This window comes from Novosphingobium mangrovisedimenti (genome assembly GCF_025153475.1).
Classification (GTDB): Bacteria; Pseudomonadota; Alphaproteobacteria; order Sphingomonadales; family Sphingomonadaceae; genus Novosphingobium; species Novosphingobium mangrovi_A.
This window is the reverse complement of sequence record NZ_JANZXA010000005.1, coordinates 275,481-296,847: the sequence shown is the minus strand read 5'-3', so window position 1 is coordinate 296,847 and position 21,367 is coordinate 275,481. Positions and strand designations below refer to the sequence as shown.

Sequence of the window (21,367 nt, the reverse complement as noted above, 5' to 3'; positions counted from 1 at the left end):
AACCCTTCCGGATCATCCACCGAGCGACGGTACATCGCAAGGTAGCGATCGTTGTCGATCAGCGCACCTTCCGACCACTCGCCTGAAACGGGATATACGGCCTCGGCCATGCCTCTTTCTCCTCTTCCATCTCTGTTGCCGGCAAGACCCGGCTTTGGGGCGGACCTTAGCACAGGGGCGGTCGGACAGGGGCATTAGACATTGGTCGTAGGTCCTCCACCAAGGTCGGGGTGTTCGCTTGCCGCCTTCATGGCCGATGGTGCGGCAGTCTCGGAATGCACCAGACGACTAGGCTGCAGCCGGACCCGGGAAGGAGAGGATGATGAACCACACGCACAGGCCCCTGATCGGAGCCCTGCTGGCGGCGAGCTGTCTTGTCGCGCCGCAGGCCGCGGCGGCTGCCACCGACCGCGAGGCGCAACTCGAAACAAGGCTCGAACGGCTCGAGGCGGAGATGATGCAGCTGCGCGCCGATCTCGCCGCCGCACGGCAGGAGCAGTCGGACAGCAATGCGCAGGCACAGGCCGCGATCGCCGCCGCCAATGCCAGGAGCGAGGAAGCGACGGCCAAGGTCGCCGCGATCGAGAGCAAGCCGCAGGCTGACGGCTTCAAGTCGGGCGACACCACGATCAAGCTGGGCGGCTATATCAAGATGGTCGCCTCGGCGAGCCGTTTCAGCGACGGTGAAGTTGCCACCAATTCGCTCGGTCGCGATTTCTACCTGCCGCAGGTGATCCCCACCGGTGGCGGAAAGGCGCAGAAGGTAGAGGATTTCACCGCCAAGCAATCGCGCTTCTGGCTCAATCTCGATACCGCCGTGGGCGGCCAGAGCGTGAAGGGGCTGGTCGAAGTCGATTTCCAGACCTCGCCCGGCACGCAAGGCTCGCAGCGCACCACCAACGGCTACAACCTCGCGCTGCGCCGCGCCTGGATGAAGGTGGGCCGGGTGACCATCGGTCAGGACTGGTCGACCTTCCAGTACACCGGCGCGCTGCCGGAAAGCACCGACTTCGTCGGCGCCACCGAAGGCACGGTCTTCGTCCGCCAGCCGCTGATCCGCTATTCGGCGCCGCTGGGGCAGGGTGTGACGCTGCATGCGTCGGTCGAGGAACCGGAATCGGGCACCGCGACGCTGGGTTCTCCGGCACTGACCGAGAACGGCGACGACCGCATGCCCGATTTCGCCGCGCGCCTCGCCTATTCGGGGAAGGTGGGCGAAGCCTCGCTCGCGATGCTGGCGCGGCAGGTCCGCGTCGACAACGCAGGGGTTTCGGCTGATGCCTTCGGCTGGGGCGTGAGCGCCGGCGGCAAGATCTGGCTCAACGAAAAGAAGACCAGCGACGTGCGCGCCATGGTCACCTACGGCCACAACGCCAGCCGCTACATCGGCCTCAATTTCGCGCCCGACGCGGTCTATGATCCGGTTGCCAACAAGCTGGAAAGCGTGAACGTGATCGCGGCGCTTGCCGCCGCGCGCATCGCCATCGCCCCGCAATGGCGCATCAACGTGATGGGCAGCTACCAGCGCGTCGACTATGCCGACGCGCTCACGGCAGCCGCGCTTGCCAGCTACAACAAGCAGGCCTGGAGCGCGGCGGCCAACCTCTTCTACTCGCCGGTCAAGAACATCGACCTCGGTATCGAATACCGGCACGGCGAGCGGAAACTGGTCAGCGGCGCCGATGGCGCGCTCGACCGCATCGAATTCGCCGCGAAGTACAGCTTCTGACGATGAACACCCCGATCATGCAACGACAGGTCGGGACCCACTTGGGAGAGTGAGCAATGGCTACGACATATGACGCCATGCCGAGGCACCACAAGGCGACGCACGACGAGAAGCTCGTCATCACCGCATCGTCGCTCGGCACCGTATTCGAATGGTACGATTTCTATCTCTACGGCCTGCTGGCCACCTTCATTTCGAAAGTCTTCTTCGCCGGGGTCAACGAGACGACCGGCTTCATCCTCGCGCTCGGCGCCTTTGCCGCAGGCTTTGCGGTGCGGCCCTTCGGCGCACTGGTGTTCGGGCGCATCGGCGATCTCGTCGGGCGCAAATACACCTTCCTCGTCACCATGGGGCTGATGGGCCTTTCGACTTTCGCGGTCGGCCTGCTGCCCGGTTACGACACCATCGGCATTGCCTCTCCGATCATCTTGGTGACGCTACGCATCGTGCAGGGCCTCGCGCTCGGCGGTGAGTACGGCGGCGCGGCGACTTACGTTGCCGAGCATGCCCCCAACAACCGGCGCGGGCTCTACACCAGCTTCATCCAGATCACCGCGACCTTCGGCCTTTTCGCCGCGCTGCTCATCGTTCTGGGCGTGCGCACCGGCATGGGCGAGGAAACCTTCTCCGGCTGGGGCTGGCGCGTGCCGTTCCTGCTCTCGGCAGTGCTGCTCGCGGTCTCGATGTGGATCCGCATGCAGCTCAACGAGAGCCCGGTCTACCAGAAGATGAAGGACGAGGGCACGACCTCGAAGTCCCCGATCCGCGATTCCTTCGGTAAGTGGGGCAACCTCAAGTTCGTGCTGATCGCCCTGTTCGGCGCCGTCGCAGGGCAAGCGGTGGTCTGGTACACGGGTCAGTTCTACGCGATGTTCTACCTTGAAAAGATCCTCAAGGTGGACGGCGCGACGACCAACTACCTGATCGCCATCGCGCTTGCGCTCGGCACGCCGTTCTTCGTGTTCTTCGGCTGGCTGTCCGACCGGATCGGCCGCAAGTACCTGATCCTCGGCGGCTGCGCGCTGGCGGCGCTCACCTACTTCCCGGCCTTCCACGCCCTGTCCGATGCCGCCAACCCGGCGCTCGCGCAGGCATCGAAGAACGCGCCGGTGGTGGTGACCGCCAACGATGCGGAATGCTCGTTCCAGTTCGACCCGATCGGCAAGAACAAGTTCGATGCATCGAGCTGCGACATCGCCAAGGCCTTCCTTGCCAAGAACGGCATCAACTACACCAACACCGCGGCTCCGGCCGGCACGGTCGCCACGGTTGCCATCGGCGGCAACACGCTGACCGCGCCCGACCCGGCCGAAGTGACCGGTGCCGACCGCGCCGCCGCGATCGCCGCCTATCAGGGCGACATCAAGGCCGCGCTCACCCAGGCCGGCTATCCCGCCACTGCCAATCCGGACCAGATCGACAAGGTCACGGTGGTCGCGGTGCTGTTCTACCTCGTGATCCTGGTGACCATGGTCTACGGTCCGATCGCGGCGATGCTGGTGGAACTGTTCCCGAGCAATATCCGTTACACCTCCATGTCGCTGCCCTACCACTTGGGTAACGGCTGGTTCGGCGGTTTCCTGCCGACCACGGCGTTTGCGATGGTGGCTGCCACCGGGGATATCTACTACGGCCTGTGGTACCCGGTCGTGGTTGCCGCGGCCACGGTGGTGATCGGCCTGCTCTTCCTGCCCGAGACATTCAGGAGAAATATCGACGCCTGATAGTCTCGAAGCGTCGCGCTGCGGTGGCGGACATTGTCCCCGATCAAGGCGCGACGCTCCTTTTTGGTTCAGCCGACGGAGTTATCATGACCAGCACATCAAAACTCACCACCCGCACCGGCATCAGCCTTTCCGTTCGCCCCGCCACCGAGGGCGATGAAGCCGCGCTTGGCGGCTTCTTCGACGCCGTGAGCGAGGACGATCGCCGCTTCCGCTTTTTCGCGGCCAGCGAGCACGTCAGCCACGAACAGCTCGAACCGCTGCTCCATGCCGACCACTATCGTTCGGAAAGCTTCCTTGCCTTCGACGATGCGAGCGGCGAACTGGTGGCCTCGGCGCTGCTGGCCTGCGATGCGCAGTGCGATACGGCCGAAATCGCGGTGTCGATCCGCAGCGACTACAAAGGCAAGGGCGTGGGCTGGGCGCTGCTCGATTTCCTGGCAGGGCAGGCCAAGGAACACGGCGTGCGCAGGGTGATCTCGATCGAGAGCCGCGAGAACCACGCCGCCATCGAACTGGAACGCGAAAAGGGTTTCACGCCCGAAGCGTTCGACGATGATCCGACCCTCGTCCTCCTTTCCAAGACCCTGCGCTAACAAGAGCCAACAAGAAGAGTGAATACGGAGACCGGCATGAGCAAAGCCTACGAAGCAGCCTGGCAGGCGAGCATCGATGATCCGCAAGGATTCTGGCTTGAAGCTGCAAAGGCGTTGGATTGGGCGCAGGCGCCTGCCTCGGGCTGGAACGAGGCGGAGGGCTGGTTTCCGGGCGGACAGATCAACACCTGCCACAATGCGGTGGACCGTCACGTCGCCGCCGGGCGCGGCGATGCCACGGCGCTGATCTACGACAGCCCCGTCACCGGTACGATCAGCCGGTACACGTATGCCCAGCTGCTGGAGGAAGTGGGCCGTGTGGCTGCCATGCTCGCCTCGCTGGGCGTGGGCAAGGGCGACCGCGTGGTGATCTACATGCCGATGGTGCCGCAGACGGTCTTTGCCATGCTCGCCTGCGCGCGGCTGGGTGCGATCCACTCGGTGGTGTTCGGGGGCTTCGCGCCGCTCGAACTCGCCAAGCGCATCGACGATGCCACGCCCAGGGTGCTGCTGACGACCTCGTGCGGGATCGAGGGCAGCAAGGTTCTGCCCTACAAGCCGATGGTGGACGAGGCGCTCAGGCTGTCCGCGCATCAGGTCGAGCATGTCGTGCTCTACCAGCGCGAGCAGGTGACCGCCGAACTGCAGGCGCCGCGCGACATCGACTGGATGGACCTGCGTGAAAAGACCGCACAGGATGCGGTTCCGGCCTGCGTGGCACTGGCCTCTGACGATCCGCTCTATATCCTCTATACCTCGGGCACGACGGGTACGCCCAAGGGCGTCGTGCGCGACAATGGCGGCCATGCCGCGGCGCTGACGTGGTCGATGGCCAATATCTACGGCATCGGCGCAGGCGACGTGTTCTGGGCGGCGTCGGACGTGGGCTGGGTCGTGGGCCACAGCTACATCGTCTATGCCCCGCTGCTGGTCGGCGCGACGACGGTGCTGTTCGAGGGCAAGCCGGTGGGCACGCCCGATCCCGGCACTTTCTGGCGCACGATCGACCGCCACGGCGTGAAGGCCTTCTTCACCGCGCCCACCGCGATCCGCGCGGTGCGCAAGGACGATCCCGAGGCGAAGTTCCTCACCGAAATCGGCACCGGCAAGTGCGGCGTGATCTTCCTCGCCGGCGAGCGCGCCGATCCCGACACCATCGCCTGGCTGGAGGAAAAATCCGGCCTGCCGGTGATCGATCACTGGTGGCAGACCGAACTGGGCTGGCCCGCCATCGCCACGTGTTTTGCGCTGGGCGACTTGCGCCGCAAGCGCGGCAGCGCCGGCTTTCCGGTGCCGGGCTATGCCTTCACCATCCTGGGTGACGACGGCCAGCCAGTGCCCGATGGCGGTAGCGGTTCGGTGGCGATCAAGGCGCCGCTGGCCCCCGGTGCCTTCCGCACGCTGTGGAACAACAAGGCCGGCTATGAAAAGAACTTCGCGGGCTTCCCCGGCTATTACGAGACGGGCGATGCGGGCTTCTTCGACGAGGAAGGCTTCCTCCACATCATGGGCCGCACCGACGACATCATCAACGTCGCCGGCCACCGCCTCTCGACCGGCCAGATGGAACAGATCGTCGCGCAGGAAGACGGCGTGGCCGAATGCGCGGTGATCGGCGCCGACGATCCGATCAAGGGCATGAATCCGATCGCCTTCGTCGTGCCGCGCGCGGGCGCCGAAGCGGATGACACGCTGGCTGCCCGCGTGGTCAAGGCGGTGCGCAGCGAGCTGGGCCCGGTGGCCGCGCTGAAGACGGTCTACATCGTCCCGCAGCTGCCCAAGACCCGCTCGGGCAAGATCCTGCGCAACCTGCTGCGCAAGATCGTCAATGGCGAGGACTTCGCCCCGCCCGCGACGATCGAGGACGCCTCGGTTCCGCAGATGCTCGTGGATGTAGTGCGCGGCTGACGCCGCCCGCCACACTTGCGACGGCGCGGAGCGTCAGCCGAGCCTGAAGTTCGAGGCGGCCACGCCGGTTCCGGGGCGCTCCGACCTGCCTTTGTACAGGCAGGAAGCGCCCGCGAGCGGGCGGCCTTCCTTCAGGCTGTCGCCGCCGTCGGCAGGGACGACATTGATGTAGACGTCGCGCAGGTCGCTGCCGCCGAAACGAATCTGGGTGGCCGATCCCGCAGGCGTGGGAAGCGGCGCCAGTTCCTTGCCCTCGGGCGAAACGCGCAGGATCTTGCCGGGCGAGCGGAAGCCGGTGATGAGCAGCGTGCCGTCCGCCTCCATGGCCATGCCGTCGCAGTCTTCCTTGTCGAACAGCACGCGCTGGTTGGACAGGGTGAGGTCGTCGGCCACGTCCCAGACCCACGAGGTGCGGAAGGTGTCGCTGCAATAGAAGCGGCGGCGACCGGGGTCGTAGGCGATGCCGTTCGAGAAATAGACCTTGTCCGACAGCTTGATGACATGCCGGTCTGCGGTCAGCCGGTAAATCGCGCTGGGCCGCGTATCGCGCGCCTCGATGATATATTCGATGTCGTTGGTGCCGAAGAAGATCCCGCCGGTACCGTCGGGCCACATCTCGTTGATGCCGTTGACCGGCTTGCCTTCGAGTTCCTCGATGAGCCAGCCCGACTTGCCGGTATCGGGATTGTTCCACCGGATGCCGCCCTGTCCGGTCGAGAGCACCGCGCCGCAGGAATTCATCATCACCCCGCCGGTCCACATGCGCTCGGCATCGAGCGTGGCGACGGGCGTGCCATCGGGTTTGACGCCGTGGATGCCGCCCTTGATGACATCGCTGTACCAGATGACGTCGCGCGTGAAATCGTAGGACAGGCCTTCGAGATAGACGCCCTCGGCGATCTTCTCGTAGGCACCGGCTGCCAGCTCTCCCATGTTCTCTCTCCTGTCCGGGCGCGTCAGCGCGTCTCGGGCTCGTAGCGAGCGATGAAATCCTCGATCACTTTCGTCACTTCGGCATGGCCCATCGAGACGCCGATGGCGGCCTCGCGGTGCAGCGTCAGCGCTGCGCTCGTGACGAGGATAGCCATCGCGGCGGTCGGCATGGGCCCGCCCTGGTCCTGGCTGAACGCCTTCTCCAGCGCGCTCACCTGGATACGCCGCGTGGTCTCGATATAGGCGACGACTTCCTGCCGCAGCGCATCGATGCGGTTTGCCAGCGCCATGAACTCGGCGACCATGCGCGTGTCGGCCGTGTGCACGCACACGTTCCAGACCTCGTGCAGCGAATTGTCTCCGGTCAGCGCGCCGTCGAGCCTTTCGAGTTCACGCGCGGCGAGGCGGCGGAAGGTCTCGACGATCAGGTCGTCCATCGAGCGGAAGTAGTAGTAGACGAGCCGCTGCTTGACGCCGATGTGATCCGCCACGCTGCGCGAGGTGAGGGCGCCGTAGCCCAGTTCCTGCAGGATCGCCTCTGCCCCGTCGAGCATCCGGTGCCACACCGGCGATCCCGGCGGTCCCATGCGGCGGTTCACTGTCATTGCCTTTTCAAACCCCTGTCCGTGCAGGCGCTGCTTGTTCCACGCCGCGTGCTGGCTGGCAAACCCGGTACCAGGTCATTTCACCTTGTAGGGCGTGTAGGCGGGCGGAACGGTCTTCGTCGTATCGCGCGCCGATGGCGGATATTTGCCTGCAATGTCGGTGAGGCCGTATTCCTTGCCCGCTTCGGCCCCGATCACGACCTTGCCGTTCCAGCGCGCCATCATCCCGGGGTCGTTATACATGGCCCAGGCGATTTCGCCCGTGTACTCGGGGGATTCGAGCATGCCTTCCAGATGCCTGAACTTGTCGGGCGCGGCTTCCATCATTTCCAGCAGGCGCTCTGTGGTGAGCGCGCCCATCCAGATCGAAACGGCCGCGATGTTCGCGCCGGCATCGGCGAAGTCCACGCCCATGTCGAAGGCCATCTTGTCCACCCCGGCCTTCTGCGCACCGTAGCTCGGGCCGAAGCAGTAGTGCATCGCGCCGGGAGAGGACGTGAAGACGATCAGCCCCTTGTCCTGCCTGACCATGTGCGGTGCGGCATACCAGCTGGCGACGAAGCCGCTGCGCAGGCCCACGTTCATCATCTCGCCGATTTCCAGCGGCTTTTCCCAGAACTGGCCGGGGGCGGAGACGGCATGGCTCTGGTAGCAGGCATTGTTTACCAGGATGTCGATCCGCCCCTGTTCCGCGATAACGCGGTCGATCAGCGCCTTGACCTGTTCGTCGTCGGCATGGTCGCAGCGCACGGGAATGCCCTTGCCGCCGGCCACCGTCACTTCCTGTGCCGTCGCGAAGATCGTGCCGGGGACTTCGGCATCGCCTTCCCTGATCGAGCGACCGGTGACGTAAACGGTGCAGCCGTGCGATCCCAGGGCCCTGGCGATGCCCCGCCCGGCGCCGCGGCTCGATCCGGTGACGATGGCGACGGGTGCGGTATCAGGCATTCGGGTTCTCCCTTGGAATTATGGTTCGAGAGGCGATCAGAGCATCGTCGAGCCACCGTCGACGCCGATCGTCTGGCCGGTGACATAGGCGGATTCGTCGCTGGCGAGGAAAACGGCGGTCGGCGCGATGTCGCCGGGCTTGCCGAAGCGTCCGATCGCGACCTTGGAAAGCTCCGCGTCGTAGGTCTTGCTTTCCTCCAGATACCACAGCGCCTTGGGCGACATGGCCGAAGGCAGGATGGTGTTCACGCGGATGCCTTGCGGGCCCCATTCCTTGGCGGCCGTCCTGGTCAGCGTGCGGATGGCTTCCTTCGATGCGGCATAGGCAAGGAAGCCCGGTTCGCAGCGGATGCCGTAGCTGGAGCCGAAATTGATGATCGAGCCGCCGCCCTGTTCGACCATGTGCGGATGGCACAGCTGCATGAGCTGGAGCGAGCCGAAGAAGGCGGACTGGAAGTCGACCTTGCAGTTCTCTTCCATCTTCGGGTCGGTCAGCGGCAGGTAGTCGGTAAAGCTGTGGGCATTGTTGACGAGCACGTCGAGGCGCCCCCAGTCCGCCATCGCGCGCTCCACGGTGGCAAGGGACTGGACCCTGTCACCGGCGGTCGCGACGAAGGGCGTGCAGGTGCCGCCGGCGGCGGTGATGCGGTGTGCCACATCGTCGAGCTTGCCTTGCGTCCGGCCGGTTATCAGCACCCTGGCGCCTTCGCGGGCACAGGCCTCGGCAATGGCCGCGCCGATGCCTTGGCCGCCGCCGGTGATGATCGCGACCTTGCCGGCCAGCCGGCTGGTGCCCGTCGTCATGCCTTCCTCTCCCGTGCTTCTCGTCGATCACGTTGTTCGTCACGATGTTAGCGCAAGGCGAGACTGTCAAGGACGCAGCGCCCGCCTGCGCTACCAGTGCAGGCCTTCCTCGCGCGGCTTCCAGGTAATCGGGCGTTCGTAGGAGGGATCTTCCTTGCCCCAGATCGGCTTGAGGAAGCCTTTTATGTTCTTCGAATGGACCCAGGTGCCGTCAGCATTGGCCGTCATCTCGATGGTGCAGCGCCGGGTGTGCAGGCGCCATTCGCCGCCGCGTTTTTCGAGCTGGTCGAGATAGCGCCCCATGGCGATCGTGGTGGTCTTGTCGTCGAGCCAGAACAGGCCGCCGATGACGTAGGATTCGCAGTACGCGGTTTCCCCGTCGAGTTCGACAATGGTGTTGGTGATGTTGTGGCTCGTCATGGTGAAGTTCATGCGGTGGCCCATGTTCGCCCTTTCCGGGTAGTCCGGGGCGAAGCTCACGCTGGGGCCATGCTCGTCGACGCCGTCCTCCCACCAGCACGAGGCGATCTGCTCCACGTCCTGCCGGTCGCGTGCGCGGCATTCGCGCTGGATGCAGTCGATAATGTCCTGCCGGTCCTTGAGCTTTGCAAATTCGGCTTTGAGCTGCGCGAGTTCTTCCTCGACTGTCATGGCAATCCCTCTCCTCTCCGGGGCGCTCTCCTATCCGGGGGTCCCGGCCTTGAGCCGGGACAGCGCCTCCCGCACGTTGCGCCTGCCCGGGCAGATCGTTGCCGCGCCCAGGTGCGCCGATGCCCGTCCCGCCGCTGGGGCAATCCCCGTGCGGCGGAAGGGGGCGGCGGTGCGTCAGCCCGGCTTCTTGGGCAGCGCGATTTCGGCGGTGCCGAGGCACATCTTCACGCCGCGCTGGTTGGTCATCAGGTGCTTCACCTGCACGAGGTGACGGCCTTCCTCATCGACCATCTTGTCGACCACTTCGGCGGTCTGGATGGTGATGTCGCCGGTCAGCGCCGGGCCGCGGTAGTTGGCCGTGGAGTGCACCACCATGCCATGCTCGCCGGCCCAGCCCGACAGGAAGTCTGTCACCCACGATCCCATCGAGGCGCCGTAGCCATAGCCGCGCGGCATGCCGATGCGGCGCGCGTACTTGGGGAACAGGTGCCCGCGTGAGGGGCCGTAATAGGCGCCGTCGGTGAGGAAGGGGTTCACCTTCATCATGTCCGGATCGTTTTCGTACCCGGCCATCTCGCGGGTGAAGCCCAGCGCTTCGAGATCGTTCTTGCGCAGGTTCATCGAGCCCCAGGTGTTGACGATATAGGCGCGCCATTCGGTGGCGAAGCTGGCGATCGAGTGCGGGCCGAAGACGCGCTCGGGCAACTGGTCGCCCACGCTTACATCATCCCACCAGCGCTCCTTGTGCCCCAGGTCGTGCAGCATCTGCACCCACGAGAAGACGCGATTCTCGATGTCGACGATTTCCTCGTCGGACCAGTCCGGATCGTTGAAGTCGGCTTCGTTCACAGAAGCGCCGCCGGCCTGCGCGTTATAGCGCAGCGAGGTGGAACGTTGCTTGGCGATCGGGTCGCCGTGCTGGTTGTAGTAATTGTTGTCGCCGCGCTGGAAGGCGGTGGGGCCGAAGCCGGTTTCCTTGACGGTGTAGTCGAAGGGAATGCGCTCGTTCTTTACCATATCGCCCGGTTCGATGCGGGGGCCGTAGAACCACCATTCGTCGCCCGCGAAGAGCAGGTGCGAATTGGGGATGCAGCCGACGCAGGCCGGGGCCGCGCCATGGCCATCGTCGGTGGCGATGGCGAAGCTTTGCGGGGCCACCAGCTTGCCCCAGCGGCTGGCGGCAGCGAAATCCGGGTCGAAGTGGACCAGGTTGGGAAAGTGCATGGCATGGACCCAGCGGCGGATGTCATTGGCCGCGATCGGTTCGCGCAGCGGCGAGAAGTCCATGACCTTGCCCAGGTACTGGTCGACGTCGGAAGTATCGAGTGTAACGCTGCTCATCGTCGTGCTTATCCTGTATCAGTCCTGGCGCATGCCGGTGGCGTCGGATGCCTTGAAGACCGGAATGGCCTCCACGATCTTGAACATGACGAGCGGCAGGACGCGCTCGGTCGATGCCTGGTAGGTGGCATAGAAGGGGTGGCAGTCGACGAAGAAGTCCCAGACCTTCTGGCGCTCGGCCCCCTCCGGTTCGCGCCAGGTGCTGTGGAAGGCCTGCGTGGCGATCTGGATGTCGATCGTCTCCATCTCGCGCAGGTTGAGGTACCATGCGGGGTGATGGTCGGCGCCGCCCTTGGACGCGCAGATGACGACTTCGCCGCCGATGTCGGCGTAGCACAGCGGGGTGATGAACACCTTGCCGCTCTTGCGGCCGACGTACTTGATCATGCAGTGGGTCGCGAAGTTGCGGCCGCCCACGGCAGTGATGTCCATGATGTGGCCTTCGGCCCCGCCCGAGTTCAGGTAGGCCTCGCGGTGTTCGAAGACCCAGTCGCGCCGGGCCTCGCGGATGACCTGCATCGATTCGTCGCTCATGTCATCGATCCTTTCTGCTTGCTGGGGGCATGTGCGGGCGTGTCAGTCGCCGTAGCGCAGCTCCACGTGCGTGGCTTCGCCATGGGGGCCCATCGGTGAATCGTAGTCGACGACCGAGCAGACCGGGTTGGCGTGGCCGGCAAAGAGCCTTTCCTCGTCGGCCTTCGTGATCTCGCGCCGTTCGGGCGAGGAAATGATCGCCTGCGACCGCTCGAAGTCCTCGCGGCTGTTCCACCAGATTTCCATCAGGCAGTCGAAGCCGGGGTCGTGGATCTGCCCGGTGATCGGGTTCTTCTCCGGCGTCAGGTAGCGGCGCACGTAGCGCACGGCATTGGGGATCGCGGGCTGGAGCCCGGCATTCTTGGAAAGCTGCGAATGCTGGTTCTCGTAGTAGTCGAGAAACTCGTCCATCGACATGTCCGGCCGCTTCCGGAAGAAGCAGATCTGCTTGAACATTTCTGACACCCTCTCGTTGTTGCGCGGGACATTGCGCCAAGAGGGGGTATGCGGTCTAATGCTGAAATCGTTTAACTCCATGCAGAATCATTATGGACATATCGCTAGGCAAGCTGCGCCAGCTCGTAACCATCGCCCGTTGCGGGAGTTTCTCGCGCGCCGCGGCGGAGCTCAACATCAGCCAGCCGGCACTCAGCCGCAGCGTGCACATGATCGAGGCGCGCTATGGTTTCCCCATCTTCAACCGGCTGGGGCACGGGGTCGAACCGACCTCGGCGGGCGCGCAAGTCATCGCCCTGGCGGAACCTCTGGTGCAGGGGCTGCACGTCTTCGACAGCAACCTGAAGCTGATGGGCTCGGGCCGGGCCGGGCAACTGGCGATCGGCGTGACCCCGCTGCTGGCCAGCCAGCTTCTCGCGCGCTTCGCCGGGGCTTTCTTCGACCGGGGCAGCGCAGTGCAGCTCAGGGCCATGATCCGTCCCGGCGAACAGCTGCTCAGCGCGCTCAGGAACGATGAGATAGAGCTGTTCTTCTACCCCGAGCCGCACCTGCCGGCGCCCGAGGAAATCGAGATCGAGCGGCTGGGCGCGGTCGATCCGGTCTGTGTCGTGCGCAGCGGCCATCCGCTTGCGGGACGCCGCGACATCGCCATGGCGGAACTGATCGAATTTCCGCTGGCCAGCTCGGTGGAAGCGCCCGGCGGCTCCACGGTGCCGAGCCGGTCGCACCTGATCTGCGACAATTACCACGTGCTGCGTGATGCCGTGCTGCTCTCCGATCTCGTTTGCATCTGTTCGCGCGATTTCGTTGCCGCGATGCTGGCCGAAGGCGCGCTGTGCGAGATCAGCGTGTCCGGTCTCTCGCTGCCGCCCACGGGCATCTACATGGCAAAGCTGAAAGGGCGGATGATCTCGCCGCTCGCGCTGGCGGCGAAACGGCGGATGCGTGCCTACCTCGACGGCGAGTGAGGTACGCCCGGTCCGTTATTTCTCCAGCTTCAGGCCCTTGAGAGCGGCGAAGGGGCCCTGGTCCTCGGGCGTGCCGATCCCGGCGGCCTTGCGTGCGGCATCCGCGTCGGGGCCGGTGAGGAACGGATCGATGGCCAGTGCCAGGCTCTGCGCCACGGCCTCGCCAAGGTCGATGTGCGTGCCGGTATATTCGATCTCGTCGCAATCCTCGGCGCTGATCTCGATTTCCTCGTCGGGCACGTGGTCGGTGCTTTCCGGCACGAAGCGGAAGAACAGGTCCTCGTCGATGGAGACCGGAATGTCCTCTGCGGAAATCGCGCAGGACTGGACGATTTCCGCCTTCAGTCGCCCGCGCACGTCCACCGTGCGGTCCTTGCGGCTGAGCGTCAGGTCGGCGGCCAGGCTGTCGACGCGCACGATGCCGAAGCGCGCGGCCAGTGCCGCGCGTTCGGCCTCGTTGGCTTCGAGGTGGGGTTCCTTGCCTTCCACCTGCCGCACGTCGAGGGCGCGCGAAAATTCGGGCTTCGAGGCGGCGGCGTCGCTCATCGCTCGATCCTCGCGGCCAGCAGGTCCTCGCCCGAGAGCGCGTCGATCTGGTCATGGAGACGCCGCACTTCGCCGGCGAGGCGCGCCTTGTCGGCTCCTTCGATCAGCGTGACGTTGCGTTCGAGCACGGCCGCGAGCGCCGCCTCGTCTCGCCCCAGCGCCTCTTTCAGCGCCGCGATACGGCCGCCCAGCACGCTCATCAGCTTGCCCATCCGCTTGCCGACGACGAGGTCGCCTACGCCCGACTGGCGCAACTGGCCGTCCATGTCGTCGACGAAGAGTTCGGTCAGTCGCACCGAGGGGGTGATCAGGGCGTCGTCGCTGAGCTTGTCCCGCTCCATGCGCAGCATGACCAGCGCGAGCACCAGCGTTACGGCATCGAAGCGGCCGGGAACGGTGTCGGCCACGCCGCACTGCGCGTACCATTGTTTTTCGCGCGCAATCTCGACCACGCGGTGCCAGAGCGGGCGAACCGTTTCGCGCGAGTCCGCGCGTTTGCCGAGGATGCGGGAGATCAGGGACACGACAGCAGGGGCCTTTCGTTCAGCGGCAATTCAATCGAAGCGGGCCAACGCCCATTGCGCGGTCGCTTTCGGGGCCTTAAGGCCAAGGGCGATATATGGGTCGGAGGCCTGCTGGCAATGCCTTCCATGGGGTTCTACCATGGGGCTGCAGCGATTTCCGCCGGGTTTGGAGTACGAAAATGCGTGAGGTTGGCCTCAAGATCAGGACGGCGGGCATGGCAATGGCGCTGGTGGCGCTGGTCGGCGGCTGTTCTTCGATCCGCGATCATCGCGGCTACCTCATCGACAATACACTGCTCGATTCGGTCCAGCCGGGCATCGACAATCGTCTTTCGGTGGAAAAGACGCTGGGTCGTCCGACTTTCGTCAGCCAGTTCGGCCAGAAGGATTACTACTACGTCTCGCAGATCGTGAAGACGCCGCCGTTCGGCCGGCCGCACACGGCGGAAGAGACGATCCTGCGCGTGCGCTTCGACGCCGCCGGCAACGTCGTCGCGGTCGACAAGCGCGGGATGGAGCAGGTGGCGCGGATCAGCCCCGAGGGTGACAAGACGCCGACGCTGGGCCGTCACCGCTCGCTGCTCGAAGACCTGTTCGGCAATATCGGTGCGGTGGGTGCCGGAGGCACCGGCGCCGGCGGTGCGCCTACCGGGCCGGGCCCGAACGGAAGCTGAGCCCTTTCGCGGTTCCGGCAAGGGCCTCGCACGGGGCTTCCCTGCCTTGAACCTCGCCCGGCGCGGCATATATGCGCTGGCATGAATACAAGCGGGGCGAGCCACGGCCTGATCGAGTGGCACGGAACGACCATCATCGGCGTGAAGAAGGGCGGCAAGACCGTCATCGCCGGTGACGGCCAGGTCTCCATGGGCAACACCGTGATGAAACCCAATGCGCGCAAGGTGCGCCGCATCGGGGAAGGCGGCAAGGTGATCGCCGGTTTCGCGGGCGCCACCGCCGATGCCTTTACCCTGTTCGAACGGCTGGAACGCAAGCTGGAGCAGTACCGCGGCCAGCTCATGCGCGCGGCGGTCGAACTCGCCAAGGACTGGCGTACCGACAAGTACCTGCGCAACCTTGAAGCGCTGATGATCGTGGCCGATGCGGAAACGTTGCTGGTGCTCACCGGCAATGGCGACGTGCTGGAGCCCGAGGGCGGTATCGCGGCGATCGGCTCGGGCGGAAACTATGCGCTCGCCGCCGCCCGCGCGCTCGACGCCTACGAAGAGGATGCCGAGCAGATGGCGCGCAAGGCCATGCAGGTCGCGGCCGACATCTGCGTCTTCACGAACGACCGCGTTACGGTCGAAACCATCTGATTTCCCGGGATACCATGATCGACAATCTCACCCCCAAGGCCATTGTCCGCGCGCTCGACGAGCACATCGTCGGCCAGTCCGAGGCGAAGAAGGCCGTCGCCGTCGCCCTGCGCAATCGTTGGAGGCGGCAAAGATTGCCGCTCGACCTGCGCGACGAGGTGACGCCCAAGAACATCCTGATGATCGGCCCCACGGGCTGCGGCAAGACCGAGATCAGCCGCCGCCTTGCGAAGCTGGCCGACGCGCCCTTCGTGAAGGTGGAAGCTACCAAGTTCACCGAAGTCGGCTACGTCGGCCGCGACGTCGAGCAGATCGCCCGCGATCTTGTCGAGGAAGCGATCCGGCTGGAAAAGGACCGCCGCCGCGAATCCGTGCGCGAGGCCGCGTCCAAGGCGGCGATGGACCGCCTGCTGAACGCCTTGGTGGGTGAGGGCGCCTCGGAAGCTACCCGCGCCGCGTTCCACCAGCGCATCACCGAAAACGCCATGAACGAGACCGAGGTCGAGATCGAGGTGGAGGACAGCCCCTCCGCGCCGATGGAGATCCCCGGCATGGGCGGCTCGGTCGGCATGATCAACTTGTCCGACATCATGGGCAAGGCTTTCGGCGGCCAGAACATGAAGCGCCGCAAGATGAAGGTGCCCGATGCCTGGGACAAGCTGGTCGAGGAGGAATCCGAAAAGCGCATGGACCAGGACGACGTCGCCCGCGTCGCGCTGGCCAATGCCGAGACCAACGGCATCGTCTTCCTCGACGAGATCGACAAGATCGCCGTCTCCGACGTGCGCGGCGGCTCGGTCAGCCGCGAGGGCGTGCAGCGCGACCTGCTGCCGCTGATCGAGGGCACGACGGTCTCCACCAAGTACGGCCCGATGAAGACCGACCATGTCCTGTTCATCGCCAGCGGCGCGTTCCACGTCGCCAAGCCGAGCGACATGCTGCCCGAACTGCAGGGCCGCTTGCCGATCCGCGTCGAACTGAAGGCGCTGACCGAGGAAGACTTTGTGCGCATCCTCAGCGAAACGCGCGCCAACCTCGTCGAACAGTACCGCGCGCTGCTGGGCACAGAGAACGTGACCGTCGAGGTGACGCCGGACGCCATCGGCGAAGTGGCCAGGATCGCCGCGCAAGTGAACGAGAGCGTCGAGAACATCGGCGCCCGCCGCCTGCAGACGGTGATGGAAAAGCTGCTCGAGGAGCTGAGCTTCGAGGCCGAGGACCGCGTGGGCGAGACCGTGACGGTCGACGAGGCCTATGTGCGCGAGAAGCTGGAAGGCCTCGCGGGCAACGCGGACCTGTCGAAGTACATTCTCTAAGTCGGCGATGGGCACGCCGGTAAAGGGACGCGCGGCGATGATCGCGGGGATGAACCCCCGCCTCGATCCGCAGCGCTGGGTGTTCTGCACCGGCGGCCCGTTGCTTGAAGAAGCGCTTGCCACGTTCCGCGAGGATGAGGGGCTGAGCCAGATCCTCCCGTTAGACGCTGCACGGGAGGCGGGGCACGACGTCTCGTCGCCGATGATGCGGATCGTGCTGGAAGTGCACTCTGCGTTGGACGGGACGGGGCTTACGGCGGCGGTTTCCGGTGCGCTCGACGAGGCGGGCATCCCCTGCAACATGGTCGCGGCCTATCACCACGATCATGTGTTCGTGCCGGAGGGTGATGCGGAACGGGCGCAGGAGGTCTTGAAGCGTTTGCAAGGCTCCGAGGCGTAGAGCTCCACCACCCCTCTTCGTCATTGCGAGGAGGCGAAGCCGACGCGGCAATCCAGAGCGTGCGTAAACCGCCCTGGATTGCTTCGCTGCGCTCGCAATGACTAGGGACGGCAGACTTCTTCGAACAGGTCGCGCCAGTGCGGGTTGGCGGCTTCGATCAACGCTAGCTTCTTCTTTCGCGATCCGGCCTTGATCTGCTTCTCGCGCGCAATGGCGTGTTCCATCGTCGCATGGAGTTCGAACCAAACGAGCATCCTGCAGCCATAGCGTTTCGTGAACCCGTCAATCACGCCTTCCCGGTGCTCCCATGCGCGCTTGGGCAGCCATGACGTGACACCGACGTACAAGGTGCCATTGCGGGCGCTTGCCGCGATGTAGACTGCCGGTTGAAAGTTGCGCCGCATCGCTCCGGATTGCTTCGTCGCTGCGTTTCTCGCAATGACGAAGGGGATTAAATCTTCGCCATCTCGTCCCCTTCATTCGTCATTGCGAGGCCCGAAGGGCCGTGGCAATCCAGAGCCGCCGTGGCCCCGCACTGGATTGCTTCGCATGCGGCTCGCAATGACGAATAAAGGGGGATAGAGCATGCCCATGTACCAGACACCCGAAGACCGCCCGATCTACCGCCTCCTCACCGGCCAGGACGACCGCGCCTTTTGTGAGCGCGTGTCCGAGGCGCTGGAGCAGGGCTGGCGGCTCTATGGTTCGCCCACGATCAGCTGGGATACGGCGGGGAACTGCATGAAGGCGGCGCAGGCTGTCGTCTGGCATGAAGCCGACGTGGTGAAGTAGGTTACTTCGCGAACAACTGGCCCAGGTCCGCAAACGCCTTCATCTCGATGGCGTTGCCCGAGGGATCGCGGAAGAACATCGTTGCCTGCTCGCCGGGCTGTCCCTTGAAGCGGACATAAGGCGTTATACCGAATTCCACGCCGGCGGCCGTGAGCCGATCGGCCAGAGCCTGCCAGTCCGCCATGTCCAGTACGATGCCGAAGTGTGGCACTGGCACGCCGTGGCCGTCGACGGGATTGGAGCCCACGTCGGCGCCCGCCATGCCGGGTACGAGGTGGGCGACGATCTGGTGGCCGTGGAAATCGAAATCGACCCAGGTATCGGCGCTACGCCCTTCCGCGCAGCCCATCACCCCGCCCCAGAACGCGCGCGCCGCGTCGAGGTCGTGGACGGGGAAGGCGAGATGGAAGGGGCGCAGGGTCATGCGTGGGCGCAAGGCTCTTCGACCGGCTCAGGGCGAGCGGGCTTTGTGCCTGAACGACAAACCCGCTCATGCTGAGCCTGTCGAAGCATCAGATGTGGATCGGCTTGCCGGTCACCGCCATCGCCGCTTCCTTGATCGCCTCGGAGTGCGTCGGGTGGGCGTGGCAGGTGTAGGCGATGTCCTCGCTGGTAGCGCCGAATTCCATGGCCTGGGCGGCCTGTGCGATCATCGTGCCGGCCACCGAAGCAATGCACCACACGCCGAGCACGCGGTCGGTTTCGGCATCGGCGATCACCTTCACGAAGCCGTCGGGCTCGTGGTTGGTCTTGGCGCGCGAGTTGGCGAGCATCGGGAACTTGCCGACCTTGACGGCGCCGCGCTCCTTGGCGGCTTCCTCAGTCAGGCCCACGCCGGCGATTTCGGGCTGGGTGTAGACCACGCCCGGGATCACGTCGTGGTTCACGATGCCGGTGAGGCCGGCGATGTTCTCGGCCACGGCAAGGCCTTCGTCCTCGGCCTTGTGGGCGAGCATCGGGCCGGGGATCACGTCGCCGATGGCCCAGACGCCGTCCACCTTGGTGGCGAAGTCGTGGTCGGTCTCGATCTGGCCGCGCTGGTTGAGTTCCAGCCCGATCTTGTCGATGCCGAGGCCTTCGACGTTGGGCTTGCGGCCGATGGCGACGAGCACGACGTCAGCGTCAAGCGTCTCGGTATCACCGCCCTTGGACGGTTCGACCGAAACCTTGGCCTTCTTGCCCTTGACCTCGACGCCAGTGACCTTGGTCGAAAGCTTGAGTGTCATGCCCTGTTTCTTGAAGATCTTGGCCGCTTCCTTGCGCACGTCCATGTCCATGCCGGGCAGGAGCTGGTCGAGGAATTCGACGACGGTGACTTCGGCACCGAGACGGCGCCAGACCGAGCCGAGTTCCAGCCCGATCACGCCGCCGCCGATGACGACCATCTTCTTGGGCACGGCCGAAAGTTCCAGCGCGCCGGTGCTGTCGACCACAACGCCCTTGTCGTTGTCGATCTCGACGCCGGGAAGGGGGGTGACCGAGGAGCCGGTGGCGATGACCAGGTTCTTGGCCGAATAGGTCTTGCCGTCCACCTCGACGGTGTGGGCATCCTTGAACTGGGCATAGCCCTTGAGCCAGTCGACCTTGTTCTTCTTGAACAGGAACTCGATGCCGCCGGTCAGGCCCTTCACAGCGTCCTTGCGCTGGCCCTGCATCACGTCGAGGTCGAGCTCGGGGGTGACCTTGATGCCCATTGCCGCCATCGCGCCGCCCTTGGCCGCCTCGAAGTATTCCGAAGCGTGGAGCAGTGCCTTGGAGGGGATGCAGCCCACGTTGAGGCAGGTGCCGCCCAGCGTTGCGCGCCCTTCGGCGCAGGCGGTCTTCAGGCCCAGCTGCGCGGCGCGGATCGCGGCGACATAACCGCCGGGGCCGGCACCGATGACAAGGACGTCGTAATCGTAATCAGCCATTCTAGGCCTCCGTTCCTACACCCTTCGACAAGCTCAGGGTGAGCGGGAGTGGGGTAATCAGGTCAAACTTTGCCCGCTCATCCTGAGCTTGTCGAAGGACGAGCAGCACGGAACCTCTCAAAGATCGATCAGCAGACGCGTGGGATCCTCGATCGCTTCCTTGATGGTCTTGAGCGCGGTCACCGCCTCGCGGCCGTCGATCAGGCGGTGGTCGTAGCTCAGCGCGATGTACATCATCGGGCGGATCACGATCTGACCATCACGCACGACCGGGCGTTCCTCGATGCGGTGCAGGCCCAGCACGGCGGACTGCGGCGGGTTGATGATCGGCGTGCTCATCAGGCCGCCGAAGATGCCTCCGTTGGAGATCGTGAAGGTGCCGCCCTTCATGTCTTCCATGGTCAGCGTGCCGTCCTTGGCGCGCTTGCCGAAGTCGGCAATGGCGCTTTCGATGCCGGCGAAGGAGAGCTTGTCGCAGTCGCGCACGACGGGGACGACGAGGCCGTTCGGGGCCGAGACCGCGATCGAGATGTCGACGTAGTCGTGATAGACGATCTCGTCGCCCCCCTCACCACTGGCGATCTGGGCATTGACCGCCGGGATGTCCTTGAGCGCGAGGACCGAGGCCTTGGCGAAGAAGGACATGAAGCCGAGCTTGATGCCGTGCTTCTTGGCGAAGACATCCTTGTACTTGTTGCGCGCTTCGATGACGGCCGACATGTCGACGTCGTTGAAGGTGGTGAGGAGCGCGGCGTTGTCCTGTGCGCTCTTGAGGCGCTTGGCAATCGTCTGGCGCAGGCGCGTCATCTTCACGCGCTCTTCGTTGCGGGCCGAGGTCGCAGCGACGGCAGGCGCGGCAGCGGCGGGCGCCGAGGCCGGCTTGTTCTTGGCCGCGGCGATCACGTCGTCCTTGGTGATGCGGCCGTCCTTGCCGGTGCCCGTGATGGTCGCGGGATCGATGCCGTATTCGAGCACCGCGCGGCGCACGGCGGGCGAGAGCACGGCAGCGCCAGCGGGGGCTTCCCCAGCGGGAGCCGTCGGAGCGGTCGGGGCCGGGGCGGGCGTTTCCGTCTTGGCGGCGGCGGGCTTGGGAGCCGGGGCGGCGCCCGAGCCTGTCGAGCCAGCACCTTCTTCAATGGTGGCGATCAGCGCACCGACGGTGACGGTTTCACCCTCGGCAACGATCTGCTGGCCCATCACGCCGGCATGGGGGGCCAGCACGTCGATGGCGACCTTGTCGGTCTCCAGGCTGGCGATCGCCTCGTCAGCGGCGACAGCTTCGCCGGGCTGCTTCAGCCACTGGCCGATGGTGGCCTCGGATACGGATTCGCCGAGAGTGGGAACCTTGACTTCGGTGGACATGGTT

24 protein-coding genes are annotated in these 21,367 nt (G+C 65.2%); 10 read left to right on the top strand and 14 right to left on the bottom strand.

The features are described 5' to 3' along the window. Window positions 1–322 precede the first annotated feature (322 nt). From NZK81_RS10020 to NZK81_RS10005, 4 genes are all read left to right on the top strand, one after another. Window positions 323–1,729 carry a porin gene (locus NZK81_RS10020; protein ID WP_260045984.1) on the top strand — a complete coding sequence of 469 codons (1,407 nt, stop codon included), beginning with the start codon at window positions 323–325 and terminating at the stop codon, window positions 1,727–1,729. 56 nt (window positions 1,730–1,785) lie between these two features. Next, window positions 1,786–3,453 (top strand): MFS transporter, encoded by a 1,668-nt coding sequence (locus NZK81_RS10015; RefSeq protein WP_260045983.1) that lies wholly within the window; start codon window positions 1,786–1,788, stop codon window positions 3,451–3,453. Between the two features lie 86 nt (window positions 3,454–3,539). Next, on the top strand, window positions 3,540–4,049 hold the full coding sequence (locus NZK81_RS10010) for a GNAT family N-acetyltransferase (RefSeq protein ID WP_260045982.1): 510 nt from the start codon (window positions 3,540–3,542) through the stop codon (window positions 4,047–4,049). A 36-nt stretch (window positions 4,050–4,085) separates the two neighbouring features. Next, on the top strand, window positions 4,086–5,957 hold the full coding sequence (locus NZK81_RS10005) for an AMP-binding protein (RefSeq protein ID WP_260045981.1): 1,872 nt from the start codon (window positions 4,086–4,088) through the stop codon (window positions 5,955–5,957). A 33-nt stretch (window positions 5,958–5,990) separates the two neighbouring features. Here NZK81_RS10005 and NZK81_RS10000 read toward each other — a convergent pair whose 3' ends face one another. From NZK81_RS10000 to NZK81_RS09965, 8 genes are all read right to left on the bottom strand, one after another. Continuing rightward, window positions 5,991–6,890, bottom strand: a complete 900-nt coding sequence (locus tag NZK81_RS10000; protein WP_260045980.1) for an SMP-30/gluconolactonase/LRE family protein — start codon at window positions 6,888–6,890, stop codon at window positions 5,991–5,993. 23 nt (window positions 6,891–6,913) lie between these two features. Further along, entirely contained in the window at window positions 6,914–7,489 is a 576-nt protein-coding gene (locus tag NZK81_RS09995; protein WP_260045979.1) for a TetR/AcrR family transcriptional regulator, read from the bottom strand. An 81-nt stretch (window positions 7,490–7,570) separates the two neighbouring features. Beyond that, the gene (locus tag NZK81_RS09990; RefSeq protein ID WP_260045978.1) at window positions 7,571–8,443 is read right to left on the bottom strand and encodes an SDR family NAD(P)-dependent oxidoreductase; all 873 of its coding nucleotides are present in this window, start codon (window positions 8,441–8,443) and stop codon (window positions 7,571–7,573) included. 36 nt (window positions 8,444–8,479) lie between these two features. Continuing rightward, window positions 8,480–9,247 carry an SDR family NAD(P)-dependent oxidoreductase gene (locus NZK81_RS09985; RefSeq protein ID WP_260045977.1) on the bottom strand — a complete coding sequence of 256 codons (768 nt, stop codon included), beginning with the start codon at window positions 9,245–9,247 and terminating at the stop codon, window positions 8,480–8,482. A gap of 90 nt (window positions 9,248–9,337) precedes the next feature. Continuing rightward, window positions 9,338–9,898, bottom strand: a complete 561-nt coding sequence (locus NZK81_RS09980) for a nuclear transport factor 2 family protein (protein ID WP_260045976.1) — start codon at window positions 9,896–9,898, stop codon at window positions 9,338–9,340. Window positions 9,899–10,072: 174 nt separating this feature from the next. Continuing rightward, window positions 10,073–11,239 carry an FAS1-like dehydratase domain-containing protein gene (locus NZK81_RS09975; protein ID WP_260045975.1) on the bottom strand — a complete coding sequence of 389 codons (1,167 nt, stop codon included), beginning with the start codon at window positions 11,237–11,239 and terminating at the stop codon, window positions 10,073–10,075. A gap of 18 nt (window positions 11,240–11,257) precedes the next feature. Then, window positions 11,258–11,773 carry a nitroreductase family deazaflavin-dependent oxidoreductase gene (locus NZK81_RS09970; protein ID WP_260045974.1) on the bottom strand — a complete coding sequence of 172 codons (516 nt, stop codon included), beginning with the start codon at window positions 11,771–11,773 and terminating at the stop codon, window positions 11,258–11,260. Between the two features lie 42 nt (window positions 11,774–11,815). Continuing rightward, on the bottom strand, window positions 11,816–12,229 hold the full coding sequence (locus NZK81_RS09965) for an EthD domain-containing protein (RefSeq protein ID WP_260045973.1): 414 nt from the start codon (window positions 12,227–12,229) through the stop codon (window positions 11,816–11,818). 92 nt (window positions 12,230–12,321) lie between these two features. Here NZK81_RS09965 and NZK81_RS09960 point away from each other — a divergent pair, with 92 nt between their 5' ends. Continuing rightward, window positions 12,322–13,197 (top strand): LysR family transcriptional regulator, encoded by an 876-nt coding sequence (locus NZK81_RS09960; RefSeq protein WP_260045972.1) that lies wholly within the window; start codon window positions 12,322–12,324, stop codon window positions 13,195–13,197. A 15-nt stretch (window positions 13,198–13,212) separates the two neighbouring features. Here NZK81_RS09960 and NZK81_RS09955 read toward each other — a convergent pair whose 3' ends face one another. Both NZK81_RS09955 and NZK81_RS09950 read right to left on the bottom strand, forming a co-directional pair. Next, window positions 13,213–13,743, bottom strand: coding sequence for a YceD family protein (locus NZK81_RS09955; protein ID WP_260045971.1), 531 nt, complete (start codon window positions 13,741–13,743; stop codon window positions 13,213–13,215). Continuing rightward, complete coding sequence (locus NZK81_RS09950) at window positions 13,740–14,267, bottom strand: ubiquinol-cytochrome C chaperone family protein (RefSeq protein WP_260045970.1); 528 nt, start codon at window positions 14,265–14,267, stop codon at window positions 13,740–13,742. Before NZK81_RS09950 ends, NZK81_RS09955 begins: the two co-directional genes overlap by 4 nt. 179 nt (window positions 14,268–14,446) lie before the next feature. Between NZK81_RS09950 and NZK81_RS09945 the strand changes: the two genes are divergently transcribed. The 4 genes from NZK81_RS09945 (at window position 14,447) to NZK81_RS09930 (ending at window position 17,299) form a co-directional block, all read left to right on the top strand. Beyond that, window positions 14,447–14,941, top strand: coding sequence for an outer membrane protein assembly factor BamE (locus NZK81_RS09945; protein WP_260045969.1), 495 nt, complete (start codon window positions 14,447–14,449; stop codon window positions 14,939–14,941). A gap of 81 nt (window positions 14,942–15,022) precedes the next feature. Further along, entirely contained in the window at window positions 15,023–15,583 is a 561-nt protein-coding gene (gene hslV, locus NZK81_RS09940) for an ATP-dependent protease subunit HslV (RefSeq protein ID WP_311202082.1), read from the top strand. Window positions 15,584–15,597: 14 nt separating this feature from the next. Next, window positions 15,598–16,899: an ATP-dependent protease ATPase subunit HslU gene (hslU, locus tag NZK81_RS09935; RefSeq protein WP_260045968.1), complete on the top strand. Its 1,302-nt coding sequence runs from the start codon at window positions 15,598–15,600 to the stop codon at window positions 16,897–16,899. 7 nt (window positions 16,900–16,906) lie between these two features. Next, window positions 16,907–17,299 carry an ACT domain-containing protein gene (locus NZK81_RS09930; RefSeq protein WP_260045967.1) on the top strand — a complete coding sequence of 131 codons (393 nt, stop codon included), beginning with the start codon at window positions 16,907–16,909 and terminating at the stop codon, window positions 17,297–17,299. Between the two features lie 101 nt (window positions 17,300–17,400). Here NZK81_RS09930 and NZK81_RS09925 read toward each other — a convergent pair whose 3' ends face one another. Next, a complete protein-coding gene (locus tag NZK81_RS09925) occupies window positions 17,401–17,703 on the bottom strand; it encodes a GIY-YIG nuclease family protein (RefSeq protein WP_260045966.1) in 303 nt (100 codons plus the stop codon). Window positions 17,704–17,890: 187 nt separating this feature from the next. On the opposite strand from NZK81_RS09925, the gene NZK81_RS09920 reads away from it, so the two are divergent. Continuing rightward, on the top strand, window positions 17,891–18,091 hold the full coding sequence (locus tag NZK81_RS09920; protein ID WP_260045965.1) for a DUF1737 domain-containing protein: 201 nt from the start codon (window positions 17,891–17,893) through the stop codon (window positions 18,089–18,091). 1 nt (window position 18,092) lies between these two features. Here NZK81_RS09920 and NZK81_RS09915 read toward each other — a convergent pair whose 3' ends face one another. The 3 genes from NZK81_RS09915 to odhB form a co-directional block, all read right to left on the bottom strand. Further along, the gene (locus NZK81_RS09915; protein ID WP_260045964.1) at window positions 18,093–18,515 is read right to left on the bottom strand and encodes a VOC family protein; all 423 of its coding nucleotides are present in this window, start codon (window positions 18,513–18,515) and stop codon (window positions 18,093–18,095) included. Between the two features lie 88 nt (window positions 18,516–18,603). Next, complete coding sequence (gene lpdA, locus NZK81_RS09910) at window positions 18,604–20,001, bottom strand: dihydrolipoyl dehydrogenase (protein WP_260045963.1); 1,398 nt, start codon at window positions 19,999–20,001, stop codon at window positions 18,604–18,606. A 117-nt stretch (window positions 20,002–20,118) separates the two neighbouring features. Next, complete coding sequence (gene odhB, locus NZK81_RS09905) at window positions 20,119–21,363, bottom strand: 2-oxoglutarate dehydrogenase complex dihydrolipoyllysine-residue succinyltransferase (RefSeq protein WP_260045962.1); 1,245 nt, start codon at window positions 21,361–21,363, stop codon at window positions 20,119–20,121. Window positions 21,364–21,367: the final 4 nt, after the last annotated feature.

Excerpts from the sequence above, each read along its gene's own strand:
- NZK81_RS09970 (WP_260045974.1), bottom strand. The coding sequence starts at position 11,773 with ATGAGCGACGAATCGATGCAGGTCATCCGCGAGGCCCGGCGCGACTGG.
- NZK81_RS10005 (WP_260045981.1), top strand. The coding sequence starts at position 4,086 with ATGAGCAAAGCCTACGAAGCAGCCTGGCAGGCGAGCATCGATGATCCG.
- NZK81_RS10015 (WP_260045983.1), top strand. The coding sequence starts at position 1,786 with ATGGCTACGACATATGACGCCATGCCGAGGCACCACAAGGCGACGCAC.
- NZK81_RS10010 (WP_260045982.1), top strand. The coding sequence starts at position 3,540 with ATGACCAGCACATCAAAACTCACCACCCGCACCGGCATCAGCCTTTCC.
- lpdA (WP_260045963.1), bottom strand. The coding sequence starts at position 20,001 with ATGGCTGATTACGATTACGACGTCCTTGTCATCGGTGCCGGCCCCGGC.
- odhB (WP_260045962.1), bottom strand. The coding sequence starts at position 21,363 with ATGTCCACCGAAGTCAAGGTTCCCACTCTCGGCGAATCCGTATCCGAG.
- NZK81_RS09975 (WP_260045975.1), bottom strand. The coding sequence starts at position 11,239 with ATGAGCAGCGTTACACTCGATACTTCCGACGTCGACCAGTACCTGGGC.
- NZK81_RS09980 (WP_260045976.1), bottom strand. The coding sequence starts at position 9,898 with ATGACAGTCGAGGAAGAACTCGCGCAGCTCAAAGCCGAATTTGCAAAG.
- NZK81_RS09965 (WP_260045973.1), bottom strand. The coding sequence starts at position 12,229 with ATGTTCAAGCAGATCTGCTTCTTCCGGAAGCGGCCGGACATGTCGATG.
- NZK81_RS09915 (WP_260045964.1), bottom strand. The coding sequence starts at position 18,515 with ATGACCCTGCGCCCCTTCCATCTCGCCTTCCCCGTCCACGACCTCGAC.
- NZK81_RS09930 (WP_260045967.1), top strand. The coding sequence starts at position 16,907 with ATGGGCACGCCGGTAAAGGGACGCGCGGCGATGATCGCGGGGATGAAC.
- NZK81_RS10000 (WP_260045980.1), bottom strand. The coding sequence starts at position 6,890 with ATGGGAGAGCTGGCAGCCGGTGCCTACGAGAAGATCGCCGAGGGCGTC.
- NZK81_RS09920 (WP_260045965.1), top strand. The coding sequence starts at position 17,891 with ATGTACCAGACACCCGAAGACCGCCCGATCTACCGCCTCCTCACCGGC.
- hslU (WP_260045968.1), top strand. The coding sequence starts at position 15,598 with ATGATCGACAATCTCACCCCCAAGGCCATTGTCCGCGCGCTCGACGAG.
- NZK81_RS09945 (WP_260045969.1), top strand. The coding sequence starts at position 14,447 with ATGCGTGAGGTTGGCCTCAAGATCAGGACGGCGGGCATGGCAATGGCG.
- NZK81_RS09990 (WP_260045978.1), bottom strand. The coding sequence starts at position 8,443 with ATGCCTGATACCGCACCCGTCGCCATCGTCACCGGATCGAGCCGCGGC.
- NZK81_RS09960 (WP_260045972.1), top strand. The coding sequence starts at position 12,322 with ATGGACATATCGCTAGGCAAGCTGCGCCAGCTCGTAACCATCGCCCGT.
- NZK81_RS09925 (WP_260045966.1), bottom strand. The coding sequence starts at position 17,703 with ATGCGGCGCAACTTTCAACCGGCAGTCTACATCGCGGCAAGCGCCCGC.
- NZK81_RS10020 (WP_260045984.1), top strand. The coding sequence starts at position 323 with ATGAACCACACGCACAGGCCCCTGATCGGAGCCCTGCTGGCGGCGAGC.
- hslV (WP_311202082.1), top strand. The coding sequence starts at position 15,023 with ATGAATACAAGCGGGGCGAGCCACGGCCTGATCGAGTGGCACGGAACG.
- NZK81_RS09955 (WP_260045971.1), bottom strand. The coding sequence starts at position 13,743 with ATGAGCGACGCCGCCGCCTCGAAGCCCGAATTTTCGCGCGCCCTCGAC.
- NZK81_RS09985 (WP_260045977.1), bottom strand. The coding sequence starts at position 9,247 with ATGACGACGGGCACCAGCCGGCTGGCCGGCAAGGTCGCGATCATCACC.